19 protein-coding genes and 1 tRNA gene are annotated in these 23,089 nt (G+C 63.8%); 10 read left to right on the forward strand and 10 right to left on the reverse strand.

Annotated elements, in window-relative coordinates:
- The 6 genes from BT173_RS15510 to BT173_RS15535 form a co-directional block, all read right to left on the reverse strand.
- A partial coding sequence (locus BT173_RS15510) for a retention module-containing protein (protein ID WP_175545621.1) occupies positions 1-1,496 on the reverse strand: 1,496 nt, incomplete at its 3' end.
- 153 nt (positions 1,497-1,649) lie between these two features.
- Complete coding sequence (locus tag BT173_RS15515; RefSeq protein WP_072429588.1) at positions 1,650-2,276, reverse strand: response regulator transcription factor; 627 nt, start codon at positions 2,274-2,276, stop codon at positions 1,650-1,652.
- Complete coding sequence (locus tag BT173_RS15520; RefSeq protein ID WP_084658696.1) at positions 2,273-3,682, reverse strand: HlyD family type I secretion periplasmic adaptor subunit; 1,410 nt, start codon at positions 3,680-3,682, stop codon at positions 2,273-2,275. The genes BT173_RS15515 and BT173_RS15520 overlap by 4 nt, the downstream gene beginning before the upstream one ends.
- Entirely contained in the window at positions 3,682-5,874 is a 2,193-nt protein-coding gene (locus tag BT173_RS15525) for a type I secretion system permease/ATPase (RefSeq protein WP_072429590.1), read from the reverse strand. The genes BT173_RS15520 and BT173_RS15525 overlap by 1 nt, the downstream gene beginning before the upstream one ends.
- 215 nt (positions 5,875-6,089) lie before the next feature.
- The gene (locus tag BT173_RS15530) at positions 6,090-6,413 is read right to left on the reverse strand and encodes a hypothetical protein (protein ID WP_072429591.1); all 324 of its coding nucleotides are present in this window, start codon (positions 6,411-6,413) and stop codon (positions 6,090-6,092) included.
- A 160-nt stretch (positions 6,414-6,573) separates the two neighbouring features.
- A tRNA-Thr gene (locus BT173_RS15535) sits at positions 6,574-6,649 on the reverse strand.
- Positions 6,650-6,851: 202 nt separating this feature from the next.
- On the opposite strand from BT173_RS15535, the gene BT173_RS15540 reads away from it, so the two are divergent.
- From BT173_RS15540 to BT173_RS15560, 5 genes are all read left to right on the forward strand, one after another.
- Positions 6,852-8,942, forward strand: a complete 2,091-nt coding sequence (locus tag BT173_RS15540; RefSeq protein WP_308417587.1) for a PhoX family protein — start codon at positions 6,852-6,854, stop codon at positions 8,940-8,942.
- Positions 8,943-9,107: 165 nt separating this feature from the next.
- Positions 9,108-9,434, forward strand: a complete 327-nt coding sequence (locus BT173_RS15545; RefSeq protein WP_072429592.1) for an FKBP-type peptidyl-prolyl cis-trans isomerase — start codon at positions 9,108-9,110, stop codon at positions 9,432-9,434.
- 87 nt (positions 9,435-9,521) lie between these two features.
- Positions 9,522-10,298 (forward strand): DUF2189 domain-containing protein, encoded by a 777-nt coding sequence (locus tag BT173_RS15550; RefSeq protein WP_175545622.1) that lies wholly within the window; start codon positions 9,522-9,524, stop codon positions 10,296-10,298.
- Positions 10,299-10,350: 52 nt separating this feature from the next.
- Positions 10,351-10,641: a hypothetical protein gene (locus BT173_RS15555; protein WP_072429593.1), complete on the forward strand. Its 291-nt coding sequence runs from the start codon at positions 10,351-10,353 to the stop codon at positions 10,639-10,641.
- A gap of 138 nt (positions 10,642-10,779) precedes the next feature.
- A complete protein-coding gene (locus BT173_RS15560; RefSeq protein WP_072429594.1) occupies positions 10,780-11,733 on the forward strand; it encodes a D-2-hydroxyacid dehydrogenase in 954 nt (317 codons plus the stop codon).
- A gap of 16 nt (positions 11,734-11,749) precedes the next feature.
- Here BT173_RS15560 and ypfJ read toward each other — a convergent pair whose 3' ends face one another.
- Positions 11,750-12,610 carry a KPN_02809 family neutral zinc metallopeptidase gene (gene ypfJ / locus BT173_RS15565; RefSeq protein WP_072429595.1) on the reverse strand — a complete coding sequence of 287 codons (861 nt, stop codon included), beginning with the start codon at positions 12,608-12,610 and terminating at the stop codon, positions 11,750-11,752.
- 162 nt (positions 12,611-12,772) lie between these two features.
- A complete protein-coding gene (locus BT173_RS15570) occupies positions 12,773-13,405 on the reverse strand; it encodes a TetR family transcriptional regulator (RefSeq protein ID WP_072429596.1) in 633 nt (210 codons plus the stop codon).
- A 266-nt stretch (positions 13,406-13,671) separates the two neighbouring features.
- Between BT173_RS15570 and BT173_RS15575 the strand changes: the two genes are divergently transcribed.
- The 3 genes from BT173_RS15575 to BT173_RS15585 are packed head-to-tail and all read left to right on the forward strand — an operon-like array spanning position 13,672 to position 19,507.
- The gene (locus tag BT173_RS15575; protein WP_072429597.1) at positions 13,672-14,913 is read left to right on the forward strand and encodes an efflux RND transporter periplasmic adaptor subunit; all 1,242 of its coding nucleotides are present in this window, start codon (positions 13,672-13,674) and stop codon (positions 14,911-14,913) included.
- Positions 14,914-14,934: 21 nt separating this feature from the next.
- A complete protein-coding gene (locus tag BT173_RS15580) occupies positions 14,935-18,105 on the forward strand; it encodes an efflux RND transporter permease subunit (protein ID WP_072429598.1) in 3,171 nt (1,056 codons plus the stop codon).
- A complete protein-coding gene (locus tag BT173_RS15585; protein WP_072429599.1) occupies positions 18,095-19,507 on the forward strand; it encodes an efflux transporter outer membrane subunit in 1,413 nt (470 codons plus the stop codon). Before BT173_RS15580 ends, BT173_RS15585 begins: the two co-directional genes overlap by 11 nt.
- Before the next feature lie 73 nt (positions 19,508-19,580).
- Here BT173_RS15585 and BT173_RS15590 read toward each other — a convergent pair whose 3' ends face one another.
- Together BT173_RS15590 and pmbA are read right to left on the reverse strand one after the other, a co-directional pair.
- Positions 19,581-20,306 carry a substrate-binding periplasmic protein gene (locus BT173_RS15590; protein WP_072429600.1) on the reverse strand — a complete coding sequence of 242 codons (726 nt, stop codon included), beginning with the start codon at positions 20,304-20,306 and terminating at the stop codon, positions 19,581-19,583.
- A 69-nt stretch (positions 20,307-20,375) separates the two neighbouring features.
- A complete protein-coding gene (gene pmbA, locus BT173_RS15595) occupies positions 20,376-21,725 on the reverse strand; it encodes a metalloprotease PmbA (protein ID WP_072429601.1) in 1,350 nt (449 codons plus the stop codon).
- A 171-nt stretch (positions 21,726-21,896) separates the two neighbouring features.
- Between pmbA and yjgA the strand changes: the two genes are divergently transcribed.
- Both yjgA and mog read left to right on the forward strand, forming a co-directional pair.
- Positions 21,897-22,487, forward strand: a complete 591-nt coding sequence (gene yjgA / locus BT173_RS15600) for a ribosome biogenesis factor YjgA (protein ID WP_072429602.1) — start codon at positions 21,897-21,899, stop codon at positions 22,485-22,487.
- The gene (mog, locus tag BT173_RS15605) at positions 22,468-23,055 is read left to right on the forward strand and encodes a molybdopterin adenylyltransferase (RefSeq protein ID WP_217651491.1); all 588 of its coding nucleotides are present in this window, start codon (positions 22,468-22,470) and stop codon (positions 23,053-23,055) included. The genes yjgA and mog overlap by 20 nt, the downstream gene beginning before the upstream one ends.
- Positions 23,056-23,089: the final 34 nt, after the last annotated feature.

Below are 23,089 nucleotides of genomic sequence, written 5' to 3' on the forward strand. Positions count from 1 at the left end.
GGCTTGAGTTCAGCTTGGCCATTGTCCACATCGGTGACCGTCAGCTTGCCGCTGCTGGTCAGGGTGGTGTCTTCGGTGACGGAGCCAGTGTTCGTGTCGCCGGCACCCGCGCCGATCACGGCGCCGTCGTTCGTGCCGGTCACATTGATGACGATCGTTCTGGTGCTACCGTCGTTCAGGGTGACGGTGAAGGTTTCCACGCGCGCTTCGTTGGCGGCCAGTTGCTCGGCGCGCGCGTCCAGCGTGTAGGTCCATTTGCCATCGCTGCCGATGCTGAGGCTGCCGTACTGGCCGGCCGGGTTGGCCGCCACGAAGCGCAGGTCGGGGTTGTCGACATCGCTGGCGCTGAGCGTACCGCTGGTGCTTGGCTGGCTGTCTTCCACCACGCTGCCTGCGCCGCTGCTGATGACCGGCAGATCGTCGACCGGCGTGACGCCGACATTGATGGTGACGGTATCGGTGCCGCCCTTGCCATCGCTGACCACGATGGTGAAGCTGTCCGGGCCGTTGTAATTGCTGTTCGGGGTATAGGTCCAGCTGCCGTCCGGGTTGACGGCTACGCTGCCGTGGCTGGGGTCACTGCCCTTGCCGTAGTTGAGTGGGTCGCCGTCCACATCGCTACCCGCCACGCTGCCGCTCAGCGGCGTGTCTTCCAGGGTGCTGACGTTCTGGCTGTTGCCGCCGTTGATGGTGGGTGCATCGTTGACCGGGTTGACGGTCACGCTGACCGTGGCGGTGCTGGTATTGCCGTTGGCATCCACCACCGTGTAGCTGATGGTGTCGCTGCCGTTGAAATTGCTATTCGGCACATAGCTGAGCGTGCCATCGGCATTGACACTGACGGTGCCATTGCCGGCGGTCGGCTGGCCCTGTACGCGCAGTCCGTCGCCATTGTCGTTGCCCAGCACATTGATGCTGACCGTACCGTCCTCGTCCACCGTGGCCTGGTCATTATTCGCCTGCGGGCCATTCGGCTCGATTTCCGCGGCTGCTGCGGCGGCAGTACCCTGGGTGAATTCGACCGTGTCCGCCTCCGCTGCACGGGCGCTGCTGGTCAGCTCGATCGGGCTGGTGTCTTCGCTGATGCGTAGCAGGCGTACGAAGCCGTGTGCATCGCCGCCCTCGCCGCCTGCCAGACCGGCAGCGGTCGGGTCGAGTTCCAGCGACAGGTCGCGTCCCTCGTTCAGGGCGGCGATCACCTGCTCGGCACCGGCGTTCAAATCGGCAATTGCCGCTTCGCTGGCATCCACTGGCGCGGTGCCGAGTAGATTGGCGTCGATCAACAGCGTGCGTTCAGCCGCCACAGCGACGCTCTGACCATTGGGCAGGCCCAGTTCCAGCTGGGTGCCGGCGGCGGTAATCAGCTGCTCGCCTTCCTGCACCGCATCACCCACGCGCAGCACGCGCTTATTGCCGTTGGCATCCACGGCCCAGGCCTGACCCTGCAGTTGAACCACAACACCACGGGCTTGGGCGGAAACTTGATTGGCGGCCATGAACGACTCCTGCGAAGACAATAAGGGCAATGTCCGGAATGCTAGCAAGCACAAGCCGGGGCCGATATTGTCCATCGGTACAGGGTGTGAGGCGGGGAAGCGGTCAAGCAGAGGGAACAGACCACCCAGCTGGCAGCCGGCCGGTGGAAAACCTTACTGGATGCCGTGTACGCGCAGTGCCAGCTGCAGGCGGTCGGTGATGCCGAGCTTGGCGAATGCGGCAGCCAGATGGGCTTTGACGGTGCGCTCGGTAATATTGCACTGGTTGGCGATATCGCGATTGGAAGCACCCTGCGCAACTAAGCGTGCCACTTCCTGCTCGCGCTCGGTCAGATCGCGCGCCCAATCGGGCTGGGCAGGTGCACGCACGGCCGCCGCGCGCTGCACGGTGGCCAGCAATTGCTGCATCAGCTCGCGCCCTACCCACACATTGCCGCTGGCCACCACATCCTGAATCTGGCGCAGCGTGTCAGCGTCGGCAAAGGCATGGCAGTACGCAGCACAGCCCTTTTCCAGCCAGGCCACGGCCGCATCGCGCTGCGGGTTCGCGCTAGCCAGCACCACGCGCGCATCAGCCAATAAGCTAACCCAGCGTGCATCGTCACCACGCGGCAGATCAGGCAGGTCGGCATCCAGCCAGACCACGCTACCAGCCTGCACCGACTGCTGATGCAAGTCGGCGAAGCTGCCCAGCAGACGCGCTGGCACATCGCTCAGCGCGGCCTGCCAGTGGCGGGCCAGGCCGGGGTCATGGCTTACCAGGATTACGGATACGCTCATCGTTCGGTCAGGGAGTTGGCCTTGGCACGCAGGATCGGCTTCAGCAGATAGGACAGGATGGTCTTCTTGCCGGTCAGGATGTCCACCTCGGCCACCATGCCAGGAATGATGGGTAGTTTCTGTGGCCCCAGGCTGCTCGACTTGGTACGCACGCGCACCAAGAAGAAGGCATTGCCGCGCTCATCGGTCACCGTGTCGGCGCTGATGTGTTCGAGCGTGGCATCCAGGCCACCATAGGTCGAGTAATCGTAGGCACTGAACTTGACCTGGGCCGACTGGCCAGGACGCAGGAAGGCGATGTCCTTAGGCAGGATGCGCGCTTCCAGCACCAGCGCATCATCGGTCGGCACCACTTCGACCAGGTCCTTGCCCGGCTGCACCACACCCCCCACGGTATTCACCAGCAGTTGCTTGATGGTGCCGCGCACCGGCGAGCGGATCTCGGTCTGCTTGACTCGGTCCTGCAGCGCCGCGCTGCCTTCCGACAGCGTGCTGAGCTTGGCATTGGTCTCGCTCAGCTCGGTGCGCGCCTGGTTGCGGAAGCTCAGCTCCACCTCCTGGATCTTGCGGCTGGCCTCGCTCATGGCAGCCTGGATGCGCGGAATATCAGCATTCGCGCTATCGCGCTCGCCACGCAGGCGCGACACCTCGCGCTCCAGGCGCAGCAGCTCCACATCCGACACCGCGCCGGTGCGGGCCAGCGGTCGAGTCAGTTCCAGCTCGCGCGCGGTTAGCTCATAGCCACGCGCCGCGCTCTCGCGCTTGGCACGCAGCGAGTTCAGCTCCTGGCTGCGCTGCGCGAGCTGTTCGCGCGCCACACCCACGCCAGCATCCAGCTCGGCGCGGCGCGATTCATAGAGCGCTCGCTCCTGCTCGGCCAAATCGGGCGCCTGCTGGCTGACTTCGGGCGGCGCCAGAAAAGGCTTGCCATCAGCCAGCGCCTGCAAGCGTGCGGCCTTGGCCAGCAGGGCCAGATACTGGACCTGATTTTCACGCAACGAGGACACCATGCGGGTCGGGTCCACCTTGAGCAGCAGATCGCCGGCCCGCACCGACTGGCCTTCGCGCACCAGAATCTGCGACACAATGCCGCCATCCAGGCTTTGCAGAATTTGCACCTGGCGCGAGGGAATCACCTTGCCTTCGCCACGCGTCACCTCATCAATCGGCGACAAGCCGGCCCAGACCAACAGAATCAGCGTGGCGCCCGCACTGATCCAGATCACCGCGCGCGAGCCGCGTGGCGTCTGCTCGGCAATCGCCCAGTCGGCGTTGTGATCGAAATCGTCATCATCGGCCTCGCCGGGCACGACAGCCTCGATGCCCTTGTCCAGCCATACCGAGACGCGTGCATACAACGCCTGCCAGCGCGCCAGCAGCTTTTGCCAGATCGTCTGCTTATCCATCAGCCTGCCCTGCCAATCCGGCCATGTTGCAGTGCTTCAACCACCTGGGCCTTGGGCCCGTCGGCCATGATCTGACCGCCGTCGATGACGATCAGCCGGTCGACCAGCTCCAGCAGTGAGGTGCGGTGGGTGACCAGCACCACGGTCTTGTGCGAGGCGAACTGACGCAGGCGCGCCTTGAGCGCCTCCTCGCTCTGGTGGTCCATCGCGCTGCTTGGTTCATCCAGCAGCAACATGGGCGGGTCGTTCAGCATGGCGCGGGCAATGCCCACCGCCTGGCGCTGCCCACCGGACAGCGACTCGCCGCGCTCGCCGATCTGCATATCAAACCCGCTCGGATGGCGGTCGGCGAATTCCTTCACCCCGGCCACATTCGCCGCAGCCAGGATCATCTGGTCGTCCGCAAACGGCGCGCCGAAGGCGATGTTTTCCTTCAACGATCCATAGAAAAGATTGATGTCCTGTGGCACAAAGCCAATCGCGCGGCGCAGCTCGGCCGGGTCGATCTGGCGCACATCGATGCCATCGATGAGCACCGCGCCATCGCTGGGCTGGTACAGGCCCAGAATCAGGCGCTGGATGGTGGACTTACCCGAGCCGACCCGGCCGATGATGCCCACCTTCTCGCCCGCGCGGATCTTGAACGAGACCTTGTTCAGCGCCGCATCCTCGCGGCCCGGATAGGCAAAGCTGACATTCTGGAATTCGATGCGCCCCTGAAAGCGCGTGCGATGCAGGAAGGCCGACTCGTCCGGCCGCTCGGTCTCGGCCTTCATATGGGTTTCCACGGCTGCAAGGCCGGCACGCGCGTTCTGGTACTGCATCAACAGGCCCGCTACCTGGCCAAACGGTGCCATGGCGCGGCCGGACAGCATCGAAGCGGCAATGATGGCACCCATGCTGATCTGGTTATCGATAAGCAGGTAGACACCCGCGATCACCACCGCAATCGACACCAGCTGGGTCACTGTCTGCGCGAGGTTCAGCGTGGTGGAGGACAGCAGCTTGAGCTTGGAGCCAGTCTGGGCCAGGAAGATGGTGGCCTGCTCCCAGCGACGCTGGAAGATGCTTTCCGCCACCATGAACTTGATCGTCTCAAGCCCCACCAGGCTCTCCACCAGGGTGGCATTGCGCTGGGCTGCGGCGCGCTGACTCACGTCCACCAGCTCCTGCATCTTCTGCTGGCTGAGCATGGACACGATGATCACGATGGCCATGCCCAAGAGCGGCGGCAGGATCAGCCAGGGGGAAATCCAGATCAGCACCAAGAGGAAGATCAGCACAAAGGGCAGATCGACCAGGGTGGTGACGGTGGCGGAGGCGATGAATTCACGCACCGATTCGAATGCGCGCAAATTGGCTGCAAAAGAGCCCACCGAGGCCGGCCGCGCCGACAGCTTGAGCCCCAGCACGCGTTCCATGATCAGCGAGGACAGCGTGACATCGATGCGTTTACCAGCGGTATCGATGATGTGCGCACGCAGGCCGCGCAGGATGAAATCGAACACCAGCATCAAGGAAGCGCCCAGCGCCAGCACCCACAGCGTTTCTTCGGCACGGTTGGGCACCACGCGGTCGTACACATTCATGGAAAACAACGGGATGGCCAGCGCGAACAGATTGATCAGCAACGCCGCGATCAGGGTGTCGCGATACAGGCGCCAGTTCTGCGCCACCACGCCCCAGAACCAGTGCCGGCTGCGCACCTGGCTGGTTTCCGGCGCACGGGCATCGAAATGGAATTTGGGGCGGATGAAGAACACCACGCCGGTATAGAGCGCTTCCAGTTCCTCCCGACTCAGCACATCGGCCGATTCGCCGCCCTCCGGATAGCGCACGCGCGCTTCGCCGGTAGGCAGCCATTCGAGCAGGATGCAGGCGAGCTTGCCCTTCAGCAGCAGGATGGCCGGCAGGAGGCCGGGGCGCAGCTCGGCCAGCGGGCGGCGCACGATGCGTGCCGTCATGCCGGCCCGTGCGGCTGCGCGCGGCAACAAGCCCGGCGTCAGGCGGTTGTCTTCCAGCGGCAGGCCGGCCGACAGCGATTCATGGGTGGTGGTGATGCCGAAGATGCGTGCGATCGAGACCACGCAGTCGAGCAGAGGATCAAAACGCGTCTGGTGTTCGCCAACATGCCAGGAAAAAGAATCGGCCAGGGCAGCATCAGCGGGGGTAGCAGGGTTCGACGTGCTCATAGATTCCAGATGGTCGTCCAGGGTCGGTGTGGAAGGCGGTGATACCAGCTTGAACTGGCCTCAAACCCCTGTGGCAGCAGGCATCGTGTACCCCGCCCTTCCAGCGCCGGGTGGCAAGCTTAATCGGGCTATTGGGGCAACGCCAAGCCTACACAAAACATTATCAAATGATGATTTTCCGCTCGACAACTTATCCACATAGGCCGCGTCAGCGCCTAGAGGATCATGCTGTCGTCGCCGAGCAGGTTCAAGGCACCGGCCAGCTTATTGCGCACGCCCTTGCGCGCATTGAGCTTCTTTTGCGCCGCCTCGGGCAGGTCGGTCAGTTTTATGACTTTGTTCTGAATCAGCGTATCGATCACATCTTCGATCACGCGCACGAAATCAGCGTCCAGCGCATTGAAATTGGCGCCATTGCGCCCTTCGGCCAGGAATTGCTGCACCTCGGGGTCGCTCTCGGCCAGCGGCAAGGCACCAGCCAGTTCCTGGCGCGACAGAGTTTGGATGGCGCCATCCGCGCCGCGTATTGCATACAGCATGCTGTTCTCCGCACCGGGCTGAGGCCGGCAGTCTGCAGGGATTATGGCCAGCCGGGGCCGGCAAGGCCAGCCGCGCACAGAATATAGATGGAGAGCAGGGACAGCGCCGCAGGCGCATAAAGAAAAAGCCCGCACAGAGCGGGCTTTTCATGCATCGGGGTGGTGCCGGAGATAGGAGTCGAACCTACGACCTTCGCATTACGAATGCGCTGCTCTACCAACTGAGCTACACCGGCTTTCCAGTACTTGCGTACAGCTTTACGACCGTGGCAGTGGCTGCCTGGGCGTAAAGAGGCGCGAATTATACTGAGCCACCTGGCCTTGGGCAATCACAGCGCGCCAGATTCTCGACTGCCTCCCCCTGCCGCAGCACGCGGCAGCGCCATTTATATATTGCCGGCTTTCCTCAGACCGCAACAAAACCGCCAAGAAGCTGTAATGCGCGGCCGGAATAATCGCGCCTTCTTCAACCCGACCGCCCTACTTCCCGAGGACAGCGCCATGAATTATCTGGATGACAGCGAGAACAGCTCCGTTAATCCTTCCCAAGCCGAACATTTCAACCAGCTGGTTGAGCGCGTGGTCACGCGCCGCGGCGTACTCAAGAGCGGCCTGGGCCTGGGCGCGCTGACCTTCCTGAGCGGCAGCCTGGCCGCCTGCGGCAGTGATGATGCCGCGCCGGCCGTGGTGACCCCGCCGGCCGCACCGATGATCAACTTCAAGGCCGTTGCCGCCAATAGCGGCAATGCCATCGTGGTGCCCGAAGGCTACAAGGCCGAAGCCTTCGTGCCCTGGGGCACACCGCTGGTCAAAGGTGCACCGGCCTGGAAGCCGGACGGCTCGAACACCGCTGCCGACCAGGCGCTGCAGATGGGTGACAACCACGACGGCATGCATTTCTTCCCAATGAGCGAAGGCAATAGCAACGAAGGCCTGCTGGTGATGAACCATGAGTACATCAACCCCGAGTACTTCTATGCCGCCGAAGCGGGCCAGACAGACATTTACGGCACCTGGACCCTGGACAAGGTGCGTAAGGCACAGCATGCACACGGCGTGTCGGTCGTGCATGTGAAGAAGGATGCCGCCGGCAAGTGGGGCGTGGTGGCTGATTCGGCTTACAACCGCCGCATCCACGGCAACACCGCCATGGCGATTACCGGTCCAGCCGCTGGCCACAGCCTGATGCAGACCAGCGCCGACCCCTTTGGCAGCTATGCCTTTGGCACCCTGAACAACTGCGGCAATGGCTGGACCCCGTGGGGCACCTACCTGACCTGCGAAGAAAACTTCAACAGCTACTTCAGCACCACCGTGGCTGGCGCAACCCGTACGGCGCTGATGTCGCGCTACGGCCTGGCCACCGGCAACACCCCATATCAATGGCACTTGCTCGACAATCGCTTCGACTGGGCCAAGGAGCCGAACGAGTCGAACCGCTTTGGCTGGATCGTGGAAATCGATCCCTTCGACCCGGCTTCGACGCCGAAGAAGCGCACTGCACTCGGCCGCATCAAGCACGAGAATGCCGCCTATGTACTGACCGACGACAAGCGCGTGGTCGTCTACATGGGCGACGACCAGGCCGATGAGTTCGTCTACAAATTCGTCTCGGACGGCAAGTTCGACCCGGCTAACCCGAATGCCAACAAGAACCTGCTCGACCACGGCAAGCTCTATGTGGCCAAGTTCGGCGATGGCACCACCAAGGGCGACAGCATGGGCACCGGCGAGTGGATTCTGCTCGACAAGGCAGCCAACCCCATCCTGGCCGCCAATGCCAGCTTCCCCGATCAAGCCACCGTGCTGATCAATACGCGTCAGGCAGCCACCGTGGTTGACGCCACCAAGATGGATCGCCCGGAATGGGTGACCGTGCATCCGAGCACCCGTGAGGTCTACCTGACCCTGACCAATAACTCGGGTCGCAACGACGCCACGCCGCTCAACGATGCCAACCCGCGTGCGAACAATGTCTACGGCCAGATCATCCGCTGGCGCGAGGCCGGCAATAACCCGGCCGCCACCACCTTCGAGTGGGATCACTTCGTGCTGGCTGGCAACCCGACGGCCAACCCGCTCAAGTCGGCCGGTTCGGCCAATATCACCGCCGACAACACCTTCAACAGCCCGGACGGCCTGGCTTTCGATCCGGAAGGCCGCCTGTGGATCCAGACCGACGGTGCCAATAGCAATACCGGCAACTACGCCGGTCAGGGCAATAACCAGATGCTGGTTGGCGACCCGAAGACCAAGGAAATCCGTCGCTTCCTGGTCGGACCGGATGGCTGTGAAGTCACCGGCATCACCTGGACACCGGATATGAAGACCATGTTCGTCAATATCCAGCACCCGGGCGAAGTAGGCAGCCACCCACGCAAGCCGACCATCCCGGCCGGCGTGAACCAGGATCTGTATCTGGCACAAAACCCGACTGCCTTCAGCAGCTGGCCGAATGCCGCTGGCGGCCGCCCGCGCTCGGCCACCGTGATCGTCACCAAGATCGACGGCGGTAAGATCGGCAGCTAAGGCTGTTGTTGACTTAGCCACAGCAGGGGCCAGCGCAAGCTGGCCCCTGCTGCTTTTACACGACGATCACGCTAGGCTGCGGGCAAGCCACTTCGGCGCAGGGCTCGCGTATCATCGCGCCAACGCGAATCGCGTCAGATCCATCCATCTCAACAGGACCTCAGCATGAGCAATCTGATCATTGAAGACATTACCGTCGGCGACGGCGCCGAAGCAAAGGCAGGCCAGGAAGTGACCGTGCATTACACCGGCTGGCTGCTGGACGGCCCGAAGTTCGATTCGAGCAAGGACCGCGGCATGCCGTTCAGCTTTCCGCTCGGCGCCGGCCATGTGATCAAGGGCTGGGACCAGGGCGTGCAAGGCATGAAGATCGGCGGCACACGCAAGCTGACCATTCCGGCTGAACTCGGTTACGGCGCACGTGGCGCCGGCGGGGTGATCCCGCCGAACGCCACCCTGGTGTTCGAAGTCGAGTTGCTCGGCCTGGAATAAGCACTACCCTGAATGGCGACCGCGAGGTCGCCATTTTCTTATCCGCAGTCCTACGTAACACCGCCCACAATAACGAGGAGACACCTTATGGCGGAAGCGATCGACGACAGCATCCCTGCACCGCTGAACCCGCGCGTGCGCGACCTGCCCTGGTATACGCCCTTCAGCTGGCTGAAGCTGGCACTCGGTGATATCCGCGCCACCCCCAGCGGCCTGCTGTTCTATGGCCTGGCTTTTGTGGCCATGGGCTGGTCCATCCGCGGCTTGTTTGGCTATGCGCCCGAACACACGATGACTCTAGTCACCGCCTTCCTGCTGGCCGGCCCCTTCATCTGTCTGGGCCTGTACGAAATCAGCCGCCGGCATGAAACCCTGCCGCGTGTGCAACTGCTGCCCACGCTGACCGCCCTGCGCATCAATGTGGCGGGCATCAGCCTGTTCGCCATCATCCTGGCGCTATTGGTAGCGGGCTGGATGCGTGTCTCGGTGGTGGTGTTCGCGCTGTTCTTCACCGAAAACCTACCCGATCTGAAGCTGATCCTCTCGCCAGCCTTTCTGGCCGAAGCGGACAATCTGACCTTTATGATCGTCTGGCTCAGCGCCGGGGCCTTCTTCTCCCTGCTGACCTTTGCCCTGTCGGTGGTGTCGATTCCCATCATGCTTGACCGCGATGCCGACACGCTGACCGCCATGTTCGCCAGCGTACGGGTGTGCCTGGCCAATCCGGCCTGCATGCTCACCTGGGGCGCCATCATCGTCCTGCTGGTCGTACTCGGCTTTGCGCTCTGGGGCGTGGGAGTGGCCTTCACCGTACCCTTGGTCGGCCATGCCACCTGGCATGCTTACCGGGCGCTGATCGAGTAAGCTGGCGGGCCAGCCGCCCCAGGGTGGCTGGCCTTCACGGAGCACACTCGCCATGTTGATGCGATCCACCCTTATCCTGAGCCTGGGATGCCTACTGGTCGGCTGCGCCAATCTCAATCCTGCCCAGGCCAAGCTCGAACAGCGGGCAGAGCGCGAAGACGCGCAAGCCACTTTCTGGCAACAGCACGGGCAAAGCAATGTGGCCTCAGGCCATTACCAGGCCGCCAAGCAGCTACGCGCGCAGAAGCCAGAGGCCCGCTATGGCTGGGGCGAGATGCTGGGCGATATCCTGCTCGGCGCGCTACTCGAACCCGCCCAGCGACCGAGCGTGCCGCAACCCTGAAGCAGCAAGTCAAACCGCCCTGGTCAGCACCATCGCGCCTAGGGACGTGCGCTGTAGCGTCAGCGGTGCGCCCGCCCACGCGAGTATCTCTAGTAGCTCAGCCCCTACACCCATCCTGCTCACTCACCTGAATCCATCATGCTCAATATCGTCTTCCTCGATCGCGCCAGCCTGCCGGTGGCCGTGCGCACGCCAGAACTGGCCCACCACTGGCAGGCCTTCGATGCCACCGCGCCGGAACAGCTGCTGGAACGTGCGCAAGAGGCAGATGTGCTGATCAGCAATAAGGTGGTGCTGGACGCCGCCAGCATCGCCGCCCTGCCGCGGCTCAAGCACATCGCCGTAGCGGCGACCGGGGTGAACAATATCGATCTGGCCGCTGCCCAGGCGCGCGGCATCACGGTCAGCCATATCCGTGGCTATGCAAACAGCACGGTGCCCGAACACGCGCTGATGCTGATGCTGGCGCTGATGCGCAATCTGCCCGCCTATCAGCGCGATCTGGCCCAGGGCCTGTGGCAACAATCGCCCTATTTCTGCCATTTCGGCGCGCCGGTGCGCGATCTGCACGGCCGCGAGCTGCTGATCATTGGCGGTGGCTCGCTCGGCCAGGGCACCGCCAGACTGGCGCGCGCATTTGGCATGCAGGTGCGCTTCGCCGCACGCAAGGGTGTGCAGCCGCAAGGCGAGGACTATGTGGGATTCGAAGCCGGCCTGCGCGCCGCCGATATCGTCAGCCTGCACTGCCCGCTGAATGCCGACACGCGCGGTCTGATCGGCGCGGCCGAGCTGGCGCTGATGAAGCCGGATGCGGTACTGATCAATACCGCGCGTGGTGGACTAGTGGATGAGGTGGCCTTGCTGGCTGCGCTGCGCGCGGGCCGGCTGGCGGGCGCAGGCTTTGATGTGCTGCATGAGGAACCGCCACGCCAGGGCAATCCGCTCCTGGAAGCCGGCCTGGCGAATCTGATCGTCACCCCGCATATCGGCTGGGCCAGCTTTGAGGCGATGAGCGGCCTGGCTGAACAACTGATAGCCAATATCGAGGCCTGGGCGCAGGGTCAGCCGCGCAATCTGGTTACGCCCGGCTGATCAGCCCCACGGACGATCAACCCTTCTGGAAGGTATTGCACTGCTGCGGATCGCCGGCCTGCATGCCGCGCTTGAACCAGTGCATGCGCTCGGCCGAGCTGCCATGGGTGAAGGCGTCGGGCACCACCTGCTGATTGGCGCCGCGCATCAGGCTATCGTCGCCCACCGCGCTGGCCGCCTGCAGCGCCTCTTCCAGATCGCCACTTTCCAATAGACCCGCCTGCGCGGCGGCATGGCCCCATACGCCGGCATAGCAGTCGGCCTGCAGCTCGAGCTTCACGCTCAAGGCATTCGCGGCGGCTTCACCAAGCTTTTGCTGCGCGGCATGCACCTTGCCACTGGTGCCGAGCAGATTCTGGATATGGTGGCCCACCTCATGCGCAATCACATAGGCGCGCGCGAAGTCGCCCCGCGCGCCCAGCTTGTTCTGTAGCGCGGTCAGGAAATCCAGATCGATGAATAGGCGGTTGTCGCCCGGGCAGTAGAAGGGGCCGACCGCGCTCTGCGCATAGCCGCAGGCACTGTCCACCCCGCCGCGAAACAGCACCAGGCGCGGCGGCTGGTATTGCTGGCCGGCCTGGCGAAAGTACGCACCCCAGACATCCTCGGTGCTGGCCAGCACCTTGCTGGCGAAGATCTTTTCCGGATCACGCGCATCGGGCGCGTTGCCCGTGCCAGCCGGGGCCGGCTGGATCAGGCCCTGGCCGCCTTCCACCAGACGCATAGCGGTGGAGAAATCCATGCCGGTGAAGTAGCTGAGCCCGCCTGCGATGATCAGGCCAATGATGCCCAGCCGCCCAAGGCCACCACCGCGCCGCGCGCCGCCGGCACGCTGGTCATCGACATAATCACTTTCACGCTGATCATCCAGGCGCATGGCGCTCTCCTGACAGAATGGCTAGATCGCCGCCCGGCGATTGGCAAGTAACGCTATCTGGCCAGGCCCAAGGGCAAACACTACTGACAATAGGTTGGCAGGAAGTGGCAGGCAAAGTAGCGCCTTCCCACTGGCGCGGAGCTTACGATGACCCCCTGCAGTTCACGCAGCATCCAGCGGCGGCGCATGACGCAGCCCCATATAGAAAGTCTGCATCAGCCATTCGGCGCGCTGGGCCAGATCAAACTCGCGCAGCTCCAGCCATTCGCGGATGCAGCCGATCAGGTAGCCATTCAGCGCAAAGGCGGCCAGATAGCAGTCCACATGGGCAGGAATCTGCCCCTTTTGCTGCGCGGCACGCAGGATGGTAGCCAGCTGGTTGCGGCAGGTGGCGGCGCGCTCGGCCTCTTCGGCCATCACCTCGGCCACCACCTCGCTCAGCTCGGTCTTGAACAGGATGATCTCGAATACGCGCAGGGTGCGCGGATCACTGGCCACCAGGCTGAGGATGCGTGCGCCATCGCTGGCCAGCTGCCCGAGCGGATCTTCGCCCGGGTCGGCCAGCTGCGCATCCAGCATCGCCTGCATGGGCAGCGTCACCCTGTCACACATGGCCGTGAAAATATCGGTCTTGTTCTTGAAGTGCCAATAGATGGCGCCGCGCGTCATGCCCGCATCGCGCGCAATGTCGTCCAGGGTGGCGCGTGCCACGCCCTTGGCATGGAACACCCGTTCCGCCGCATCCAGCAGTTGCTCGCGGGTTTCCGCCGCCTGTTCTTTGGTTCGTCTAGCCATAGTGCAATTTTATATCCGTGCGCCGGGCCTGTACTTAATAACCCTTGCGTCAGCAGTGTTTACAAACATACACGTATGTATCTAAAATCCGCTCCGAGGTCAAATCAGCATTGTCTTCTTTGACCCTGAAATCGATCGTCATTACCCGGCCCGGCATGCCATGGCAGCCATTTCCATGGTCTATGCTGGCCTTTTGCACTGCATCATGACCGGCCCTTCCGGCCGGCCTGAGCAACCGTCTTTTCGTATCGCGAGGATCTAATAACATGCCTGCAGCTCGCACTACTCTGCCCCGCACCCAAGCCCTGCGTCTGGCACCCGCGCTTATCCTGACTGGCCTTCTGGCTGCTTGCGGTCAGGGCCAGCCCCAAGGTGGCGGTGGTTTCCCACCGCCCATGGTCACTTATGAAGTCGTCGCCCCGCGCGATGTGCCAATTGATTTCGAATATGTCGGCCAGGCCGCCGGTTCACGCGAGGTGGAAATCCGCGCTCGCGTGAACGGCATCGTCGACAAGCGCCTGTATGAGGAAGGCGTACGCGTGAAAGCCGGTCAATCGCTATTCCGCATCGACCCGGCCCCGTTTGCCGCCGCTGCCGCCGCCGCCGAGGCAAATGTGGCCAGTGCTGACGCGGCACTGAAGAAGGCCGAGCGTGACTTTGCCCGCCTGAAGCCGCTGATCGAAGCCAAGGCCGTCAGCCAGCAGGAATTCGACAACGCCGCCTCGGCGCTCGATATCGCCCGCGCCAGCCTGAAGGCCGCCCAGGCCCAGGCACGCAGCGCAAATATCGATCTGGGCTACACCGATGTGCGCGCCCCGATCAGCGGCGTGGTCGGCCGTGCCCTGAAGGTGGAAGGCGCACTGGCCAGCGCCAGCGGCGACAGCCTGCTGGCCACCATGGCGCAGACCGATCCGATCCATGTGAACTTCGCCCTGTCGGAAGCCGACCGCGCCCGCGTGCAGCAGGAGGCCGCCGCAGGCAGCCTGAAGCTGCCGGCCAATGGCTACACCGTGAAGCTGAAGACTAGCGAAGGCCAGTGGCTGCAGAACACCGGCAAGCTCGACTTCAGCGACTACAAGGCCGATGAGACCACCGGCGCCTATGCCAGCCGTGCCGAATTCAGCAATGCCGACAACAGCCTGAGCCCAGGCCAGTTTGTGCGCGTGCTGCTGACCGGCGCCACCCGCCCGAATGCAATCAGCGTGCCGCAACGCGCGGTGCTCGACGGCCCGACCGGTAAGTTCGTCTACACCGTGGGTGCTGGCAAGGATGGCAAGCCCGCGGCCGTACCGGCCCCGGTCGTACCGGGTGAATGGGTACGTCTGGATGGCAAGGAGCCAAATGGCTGGGTGATCAAGCAAGGCCTGAAGGCCGGTGACAAGGTGATCGTCGATGGCATGGCGCGCATCTTCTACCCCTTCGCCCCTATCGTGCCGATGACGGCCGAAGAAGCCGCCGCCGCTGCCGCCAAGCAAGCTGCTGCAGCCGCCGCCCCGGCCGCCAAGTAGTCCTAACGGAGCAAAGCATCCATGTTTTCACGCTTCTTTATCGACAGGCCCATCTTCGCCTTCGTGATCTCGATCTTTATCGTGATCGCGGGTCTGGCGGCGATGCAGGCCCTGCCTATCGCGCAATACCCTGAAATCGCCCCGCCGGTGGTCACCGTGCGGGCGGCCTATCCAGGTGCCTCGGCGGAGACCATCGCCGAAACCGTGGCCGCACCGATTGAAAACGCCATCACCGGCGTGGAAGGCATGATGTATATGTCCTCCACCTCGACCTCGAACGGCGCGGTAGAAATCGCCGTCACCTTCGAGATCGGCACCGATGCGGACCAGGCGGCGGTGAACGTCAACAACCGCGTCAAACAGGCCGACGCCCGCCTGCCGGAAGAAGTCCGCCGGCAAGGTGTGAGTGTGGAGAAGGGCTCCTCGGCCTTCCTGCAGGTGCTCGCCTTCTACTCGCCGGAAAGCAAGTTCACCGACCTGTACACCTCGAACTACATCACGCTGAACGTGCTGGATTCGATCAAGAAGATCCCCGGCACCACCAGCGTGCAGATCTTCGGTGCCAAGGACTACGCGATGCGCATCTGGCTCAAGCCCGATGTGATGACCAAGCTCAAGGTAACCGTGCCGGAAGTGGCGGCCGCCCTGGGTGAGCAGAACGCGCAGTTCGCCGCCGGTAAGATCGGCCAGTCGCCCACCGGCGGTGGCCAGGAAATGGTCTACACGATCACCGCCAAGGGCCGCCTGGCCACGGTGGAGGAATTCGAGAACATCATCATCCGTTCCGATAGCCGTGGCAGTCAGCTGCGCCTGAAGGACATCGCGCGGGTGGAGCTGGGCTCGAAGGACAATGACTTCAATGGTACCTATAACGGCAAGCCGGCCGTGCTGATGGGCGTGTTCCTGCAACCGGGCGCCAATGCGTTGGAAGTGGGTGACGAGGTCAAGGCCACGGTGGCCAAGCTGGCCGAGCGTTTCCCCGAAGGCATGACCTATGCCATTCCTTACGACACCACCCGCTTCGTGGAAGTGTCGATCAAGGAAGTGGTGAAGACGCTGGGCGAGGCGATGATCCTGGTCTTCCTGGTGGTGTTCCTGTTCCTGCAGAACTGGCGTGCGACGCTGATCCCGACCCTGGCTGTGCCGGTGTCGCTGATCGGTACCTTCGCCGGCCTGCATATGCTCGGCTACTCGATCAACACCCTGACCCTGTTCGGCATGGTACTGGCCATCGGTATCGTGGTGGACGATGCGATCGTGGTGCTCGAAAACGTCGAGCGCATCATGCACGAGGAACATTTGCCGGCCCGCGAAGCGGCCATCCGCGCCATGCAGGAAGTGACCGGACCGGTGATCGCCATCGTGCTGGTGCTGTGCGCGGTATTCGTACCCATCGCCTTCCTGGGCGGCCTGACCGGCGAGCTGTACCGCCAGTTTGCCGTCACCATCTCGATTGCCGTCGTGCTGTCCGGCATCGTGGCGCTGACCATGACCCCGGCCCTGTGCGTGCTGATGCTCAAGCGCGAGCACAAGCAGACCGCCAAGTTCTTCCTGTGGTTCAACGACTGGTTCCACCGCATGACCGGCCACTATACGGCCGGGGTGACCTTCTTCATGAAGCGCTCCATCCTCGGCGTGGTGCTGTTCCTGGGCATGGTGGCCGTCACGGCCGGCCTGTTCAAGATCACCCCGAGCTCGCTGGTGCCGGATGAAGACCAGGGTTACTACATCGGCGCGGTCTTCCTGCCCGATGGTGCCTCGCTCGAACGTACTGACAAGGTGGTGAAGGAAGTGATCGCCGCCATCCAGTCCAACCCGGCCAACGAGCATGTGATGGCCTTCAGCGGTATGGACTTCATCGGCGGTGGCTTCAAGAACAATGCCGCCACCATCTTCGTCAGCCAGAAACACTGGGATGAGCGCAATGTGAGCACCCAGGAACTGGTGGGTGAGCTGTTCATGAAGACCGGCGGCATCAAGGAGGCGCTGGTACTGGCCTTCAACCCGCCCGCCATCTTCGGCCTGGGCAATACCGGTGGTTTCGAGGTCTATCTGCAGAACCGTGGTGAAGGTGGCGCACGCAAGCTTGCACAAGCCATGGGTCCGCTGATCGGCGCCTCGCATGCCGACCCGGTGCTGGCCGGCGGCGGTGGTCTGCAAACCCTGTGGAAGCCGAACGCACCGCAGCTGTATGTGGATGTGGACCGCGACCGCGCCAAGGCACTGGGCGTACCGCTTAACGATGCCTTCAACACCCTGGCCGGCACGCTGGGTACCTACTATGTGAACGACTTCAATAAATACGGTCGTGCCTGGCAGGTGCTGATGAGCGCGGATACCCAGTACCGCAAGCGTCCGGAAGACATCGGTCGCCTGTTCGTGAAGAACGACCAGGGCAAGATGGTGCCGCTGTCGGCCTTCGCCAAGGTCGAGTACAGCTCGGGTCCGGATACGGTGGACCGCTACAACAACCTGCCGGCAGTGAAGCTGCTTGGCAATGCCGGCCCTGGCTACTCCTCGGGTCAGGCGATTGCTGCTTTCGAAAACCTGGCCAAGACCCTGCCCGCCGATGTCGACTACGAGTGGACCGGTTCGGCCTTCCAGGAAAAGAAGGTCAGCAGCGCGGCGGCGATTGCCCTGGTGTTGGCGGCGGTGATGGTGTTCCTGATCCTGGCCGCCCAGTACGAGAAATGGTCGCTACCGTTCTCGGTGCTGCTGGCCATGCCCTTCGGCATGTTCGGTGCGCTGGCGGCGGTTTACCTGCGTGGCTTCAATAACGATGTGTACTTCCAGATCGGTCTGGTGACTCTCTTGGGTCTGGCAGCCAAGAACGCCATCCTGATCGTGGAGTTCGCGGTGATGAAGCATCACGAGGGCTATCCGGTTGCGGCGGCCGCCATTGAAGCTGCGCGTCTGCGCTTCCGCCCCATCATCATGACCTCGCTGGCCTTCATCCTCGGGGTGCTACCGCTGGCCATCAGCCATGGTGCGGGTGCCGGTGCACGGACCTCGGTAGGTACCGGTGTAGTGGGCGGTATGTTGGCCGCGACCTTCCTGGCCATCTTCCTGGTTCCGCTGTTCTACAAGCTGATTACCGACCGTACGCTGAAGACGCCGCCTGAAGAGCTGATTCCGCCCAAGGCGGAAACCGAGTACGGCATCGTTGAAGGAGAACATCGCGATGAAAAGTAAACTGATGCGCCCTACCCTGCTGGCGCTGCTGGTGGCAGCGGGCCTGGCCGGCTGCGCCACCACCACGCCACCCGCGCTGGAGCTGCCGACGCCGCAAGGCGAGACCGCCCCGGCCGAGCTCGGCCAGTGGTGGCAGAGCCTCAACGATCCGACCTTGAACGCGCTGATCGACGAGGCGCTGGCCCACAATGCCGATGTGCTGATCGCCATCGAGAGCGTCGGCCAGTCGCGCGCCACGCTGCGCCAGGCCAAGGTCGCCCTGCTGCCCGACGTGAATGCCACGCTGAACGCCACCCGCCGCAACCCGAGCGATGAAACCTCGCAGCCGGGCCAGGGCGGCACCAGCAATGTGTTCACTGGCGGCTTCAGCGTGTCCTACGAGATCGACCTATGGGGCCGGGTCTGGAAGGCCAAGGACGCCGCCCTGGCCAATCTGCTCGCCAGCCAATATGCGCGGGAATCGACGCGCAGCGCCGTGGCCGCGCAGACCGCGCGCAGCTACTTCGCCCTGTTGGCGCTGGATGCCGAGGAGGCGCTGCTGACCCAAACCCTGGCCACCCGCGATGAGGCCTATACCCTGCAGCAGAAGCGCTACAGCGCTGGCGCCGCGGGCGAATATGAGCTGAAGCTGGCCGAAGCCGAGCGCGCCAGCGTGGCGGCCGCCCTGCCGCAGACCGTGGCAGCACGGGAAAAGGCCGAAGCCGCCTTGGCCGTGCTGCTCGGTCGTTCGCCCAAGGCCGTGATCGAAGGCCATGTGGCTCGTGGCAACGGTCTGGCCGTACTGGCCAAGGCACCAGAGATTCCCGCCGGCCTGCCGGCTGATCTGTTGACCCGCCGCCCGGATGTGCGACAGGCCGAGGCCCAGCTGGCCTTCGCCGATGCCAGCCTGGATGAAGCCAAGCGCCGCTACTTCCCCAGCCTGACCCTGACCGGTTTCCTGGGTGGCGAAAGCCTGGAGCTCAGCGATCTGTTCAGCGCCCCGGCCCGTACCTGGAATATCGCCGGCCAGCTGCTGCAGCCCATCGTGGGCATGGCCAAGATCGACGCCCAGGTCGATTCGGCCAAGGCCAGCCGCAACCAGGCTGAGATCAGCTATGCGCAGACCGCACGGGCCGCCTATGGCGATGCCCGCTCGGCCCTGGCCACCCACCGTGGTGCACGCGAGGCACTGATCGCCACCGAGGCGCGCGCCGATGCGCAGAATAAGGTCAAGGAATTGGCCGACAAGCGCTACAAGGCCGGCGTCAGCAGCTATCTGGACCAGCTGAATGCCGAACGCGACCGGCTGGCCGCCGAGCGCGATCGGGTTAGTGCCCTGCAGGCCCGCCTGAATGCCCTGGTCGATGTGTACCAGGCACTGGGCGGCGGCTGGAGCAAGGAAGCCCTGGCCAAGGCAGACTGAAGTCCCACGTCGCCTTGCGTATGAAAAAGCCGCAGCGTTTTACACGCTGCGGCTTTTTTCTTGCCGATTGGGCTTAGCGCGCGCTCAGCAGGCGCTGGTAGCTGCCGTCCTCGCGCATCGCACGCAGGGCCTGGTTGAAACGCGCGACCAGCTCGGCCGAGCCGGCTTGCTGCTTAGCGGCAATCAGGGCCAGCTCCACCACCATCACCGGCTCGGCCGAGCGCTGGAACTGGCTGCTCAGGCCGACTTCCAGCAATACCTGCTCGGCAATCAGTTCCTGGGCGTTGAAAGCATCGGCACGGCCCAGGCGCACCATCTGCGCACAGGCGGCCAGATCAGCCGGGCGTTCCACCTGCATCGCGCCGCTATGGATGGCCGCCACCAAAATGGGGGACTGCGGCAAGGACCAACCAAGCGGCACACACAGCGAGCGGCCACGCAGGCCCGCTTCGCTGAGACTCAGCGTGCGTGTCTTCAGCGTGTACAGATAGCTCTTGCCGACGAAGATGGGCTCGGAGTAGTGGAACAGCGCCTCGCGCTCTGGGCTGTGGATGTAGGGGAAAGTAGCGGCATAGCGGCCTTCCAGGGTCAGCGCATAGCCACGCTTCCAGGGCAGCCAGTCGACGCGGATCGGCTCGCCCAGGCGCTCGAACACCGCACGCACGACGCGGGTGGCCAAGCCGCCGCCAGGCAGATCCTGATCAGCAAATGGCGCGTAATCATTGCCGCTGGTCAGCGCCAGCGGGGCAGCCTGGAGCGGGAGGCATAGCGCGAACAAAAGGTAGTACAGAAGGCGCACGGCAGGTCCGGGGCAAGGACGAGGCTTTCGTTGTAGCCGCTGCCCCGGGCCGCGGCAAGCCAGCGCCGCCTATTCGCCGGCCACCGTCATGCGTTCGAGCAGGATGGAGCCAACCCGCTTGCTGCCGCGGGTTTCGATATCGCTGCCGATGGCCACGATCTGCTGGTACATCTGCTTGAGATTGCCGGCGATGGTGATCTCTTCGACCGGATAGGCAATCTCGCCGTTCTCCACCCAGAAACCGGCGGCGCCGCGCGAATAATCGCCGGTAATGCCGTTCACGCCCTGCCCGAGCAGCTCGGTCACCAGGAGGCCGGTGCCCAGGCGCGCCAGCATGTCCGTAAAGCCACCTGCGGTGGGGGCGACCAGCAGATTATGACTGCCACCGGCATTGCCGGTGCTTTGCAGACCCAGCTTGCGCGCCGAATAGCTGCCGAGCAGATAGCCGCCCAGCACGCCGTCCTTGATCAGCTCGCGCCGCACACAGGCCACGCCCTCGGCATCGAAGGCCGAGCTGGCCATGCCGCGCTTGAGGAAGGGGTCTTCGACGATATTGACCAGCGGAGCAAACACCGGCTGGCCGATGGAATCGAGCAGGAAGCTAGCCTTGCGGTAGAGCGCACCGCCCGAGATCGCCGAGCTCAGATGGCCGATCAGGCCGGCCGCCATGCTGGGGTCGAACAGCACCGGGTAGTCGCCGGTCTTCAGGCGCCGCGCGCCAAGGCGGGCCAGCGCACGCTGGCCGGCTTTCAGGCCGATGGCGTCCGCCGCGTCCAGATCGCCGGCCGCGCGTGCGCTGCTGTACCAGTAGTCACGCTGCATGGCCTCGCCTTCCTGGGCAATCACCGCGCAGGAGATCGAATGCCGCGAGCTGCGCCCCGGGCCGATGAAACCGTGCGAGTTGCCATAGACCGATTGCCCGGTATGACTGGACACGGTGGCGCCTTCCGAGTTGCTGATGCGCGCATCCACACCGCGGGCAGCCGCTTCGCAGCGCTGGGCGAGCTCGATCGCCTCTTCAACGCTGAGCGCCCACGGGTGATACAGGTCGAGATCGGGGAATTCGGTGGCCAGCCGCTCGGGGTCGGCCAGGCCGGCGGCGCTGTCCTCGGCGGTATGCCGGGCAATCGCCAGTGCAGCGGCCACGGTCTGTTCGAGTGCGGCCGGGGAGAAATCCGAGCTGCTGGCGTGGCCCTTGCGCTGCCCCAGGTAGACGGTCACCCCCACGCCCTTGTCGCGGTTGTACTCGATGGTCTCCACCTCGCCCAGCCGCACGCTGACGTTCTGGCCCACGCCTTCCGAGATATCCACGTCACAGGCGGTGGCGCCGGCCTGCTTGGCATGGCGCAGCACCTGCTGCACCAGCTCGGTCAACTGGTCCTGGCTGAAGGAAAGCGTGGATTCTTTGGCTTGGCTCACGGGCAATCTCGCATCGGATGGCAGCCCTAGGCTGCCAGGGGAAAGGGGCTTGGGCCAAGGCTTTGCCGGCTAGCGGCGCGCTTGGCCCCTTCGCGCGCAGGGCGTTCATGCCTGCTTAGCGTCGAGGTGTCCGGTATCATAGCAGTCCAATATCTTCCCGGCCGATTCGCCATGTCCCGCAAGCCCCATACCGAACCCGACTTCGACACCGATTTTGACGGTGGCGAAGAGATCGAATACGTCAGCAAAAGCGCCATGAAGCGCGAGGTAGAAGCCTTGCAAGACCTGGGCGTGCAGCTGATCGCCCTGTCCAAGGGCCAGCTGAAGAAGCTGAACCTGCCCGATAATCTGCTGACCGCCATCAAGGATGCGCAGAAGATCACCGCCAATGGCGCGATCAAGCGCCAGCGCCAATACATCGGCCGCCTGATGCGCGATGTGGACCCGGCGCCCATCCAGGCCTTCCTCGATAGCCTGCGCGGCGATAACGAGCGCCTGAATGCCTGGTTCCATGAGCTGGAACGCCAGCGCGACGAGCTGGTGGCCAGCGATGAGGCGGTGGCCAAGCTGATCGCCGAGCACCGCGATATCGATATCCAGCAGCTGCGCACCATGGTGCGCAATGCGCGCGCCGAGCGGGCCGCCAACAAGCCACCCAAGCACTACCGTGCGCTGTATCAGTTCATCAAGAGCCTATCCACCGAGCCGGCGCTGATTGCCGCGGAAGTGGAGGACGAAGACGATGAGGACCACGATGCCTAAACCGGGCTTGAAGATCGGTCTGGTCTCGGTCAGCGACCGGGCCAGCCAGGGCGTGTATGAAGACAAGGGCCTGCCCGCGCTACAGGACTGGCTGGCCGCTGCGGTCAGTACGCCATTCAGCACGGTCAGCCGGCTGATTCCCGATGAACAGGCGCAGATCGAGGCCACGCTCAAGCAGCTGGTGGACGAGGAAGGTTGCGGCCTGGTGCTGACCACCGGCGGCACCGGCCCCGCCCCGCGCGACGTGACCCCGGATGCCACGCTGGCAGTCGCCGACCGCGAAATGCCTGGCTTTGGCGAGCAGATGCGCCAGATCAGCCTGAAGTTCGTCCCTACCGCCATTCTGTCGCGCCAGGTGGGCGTGTTGCGCAAGCAGGCGCTGATCCTCAATCTGCCCGGCCAGCCGAAGGCTATCAAGGAAACCCTGGAAGGCCTGAAGGATGGTGAAGGCAAGGTCGTGGTGCCCGGCATCTTCGCGGCTGTGCCCTACTGCCTGGACCTGATCGGCGCTGCCCATCTGGATACCCACGAAACGATCGTGAAAGCCTTCCGTCCTAAGGCGAAATAGCCTGTCGGCACTGTCACAGCGCGGCAAAACGCCG

Source organism: Chitinimonas taiwanensis DSM 18899, assembly GCF_900119825.1.
GTDB classification, from domain to species: Bacteria; Pseudomonadota; Gammaproteobacteria; order Burkholderiales; family Chitinimonadaceae; genus Chitinimonas; species Chitinimonas taiwanensis.

Excerpts from the sequence above, each read along its gene's own strand:
- BT173_RS15515 (WP_072429588.1), bottom strand. The coding sequence starts at position 2,276 with ATGAGCGTATCCGTAATCCTGGTAAGCCATGACCCCGGCCTGGCCCGC.
- BT173_RS15520 (WP_084658696.1), bottom strand. The coding sequence starts at position 3,682 with ATGGATAAGCAGACGATCTGGCAAAAGCTGCTGGCGCGCTGGCAGGCG.
- BT173_RS15525 (WP_072429590.1), bottom strand. The coding sequence starts at position 5,874 with ATGAGCACGTCGAACCCTGCTACCCCCGCTGATGCTGCCCTGGCCGAT.
- BT173_RS15530 (WP_072429591.1), bottom strand. The coding sequence starts at position 6,413 with ATGCTGTATGCAATACGCGGCGCGGATGGCGCCATCCAAACTCTGTCG.
- BT173_RS15540 (WP_308417587.1), top strand. The coding sequence starts at position 6,852 with ATGCGCGGCCGGAATAATCGCGCCTTCTTCAACCCGACCGCCCTACTT.
- BT173_RS15545 (WP_072429592.1), top strand. The coding sequence starts at position 9,108 with ATGAGCAATCTGATCATTGAAGACATTACCGTCGGCGACGGCGCCGAA.
- BT173_RS15550 (WP_175545622.1), top strand. The coding sequence starts at position 9,522 with ATGGCGGAAGCGATCGACGACAGCATCCCTGCACCGCTGAACCCGCGC.
- BT173_RS15555 (WP_072429593.1), top strand. The coding sequence starts at position 10,351 with ATGTTGATGCGATCCACCCTTATCCTGAGCCTGGGATGCCTACTGGTC.
- BT173_RS15560 (WP_072429594.1), top strand. The coding sequence starts at position 10,780 with ATGCTCAATATCGTCTTCCTCGATCGCGCCAGCCTGCCGGTGGCCGTG.
- ypfJ (WP_072429595.1), bottom strand. The coding sequence starts at position 12,610 with ATGCGCCTGGATGATCAGCGTGAAAGTGATTATGTCGATGACCAGCGT.
- BT173_RS15570 (WP_072429596.1), bottom strand. The coding sequence starts at position 13,405 with ATGGCTAGACGAACCAAAGAACAGGCGGCGGAAACCCGCGAGCAACTG.
- BT173_RS15575 (WP_072429597.1), top strand. The coding sequence starts at position 13,672 with ATGCCTGCAGCTCGCACTACTCTGCCCCGCACCCAAGCCCTGCGTCTG.
- BT173_RS15580 (WP_072429598.1), top strand. The coding sequence starts at position 14,935 with ATGTTTTCACGCTTCTTTATCGACAGGCCCATCTTCGCCTTCGTGATC.
- BT173_RS15585 (WP_072429599.1), top strand. The coding sequence starts at position 18,095 with ATGAAAAGTAAACTGATGCGCCCTACCCTGCTGGCGCTGCTGGTGGCA.
- yjgA (WP_072429602.1), top strand. The coding sequence starts at position 21,897 with ATGTCCCGCAAGCCCCATACCGAACCCGACTTCGACACCGATTTTGAC.
- mog (WP_217651491.1), top strand. The coding sequence starts at position 22,468 with ATGAGGACCACGATGCCTAAACCGGGCTTGAAGATCGGTCTGGTCTCG.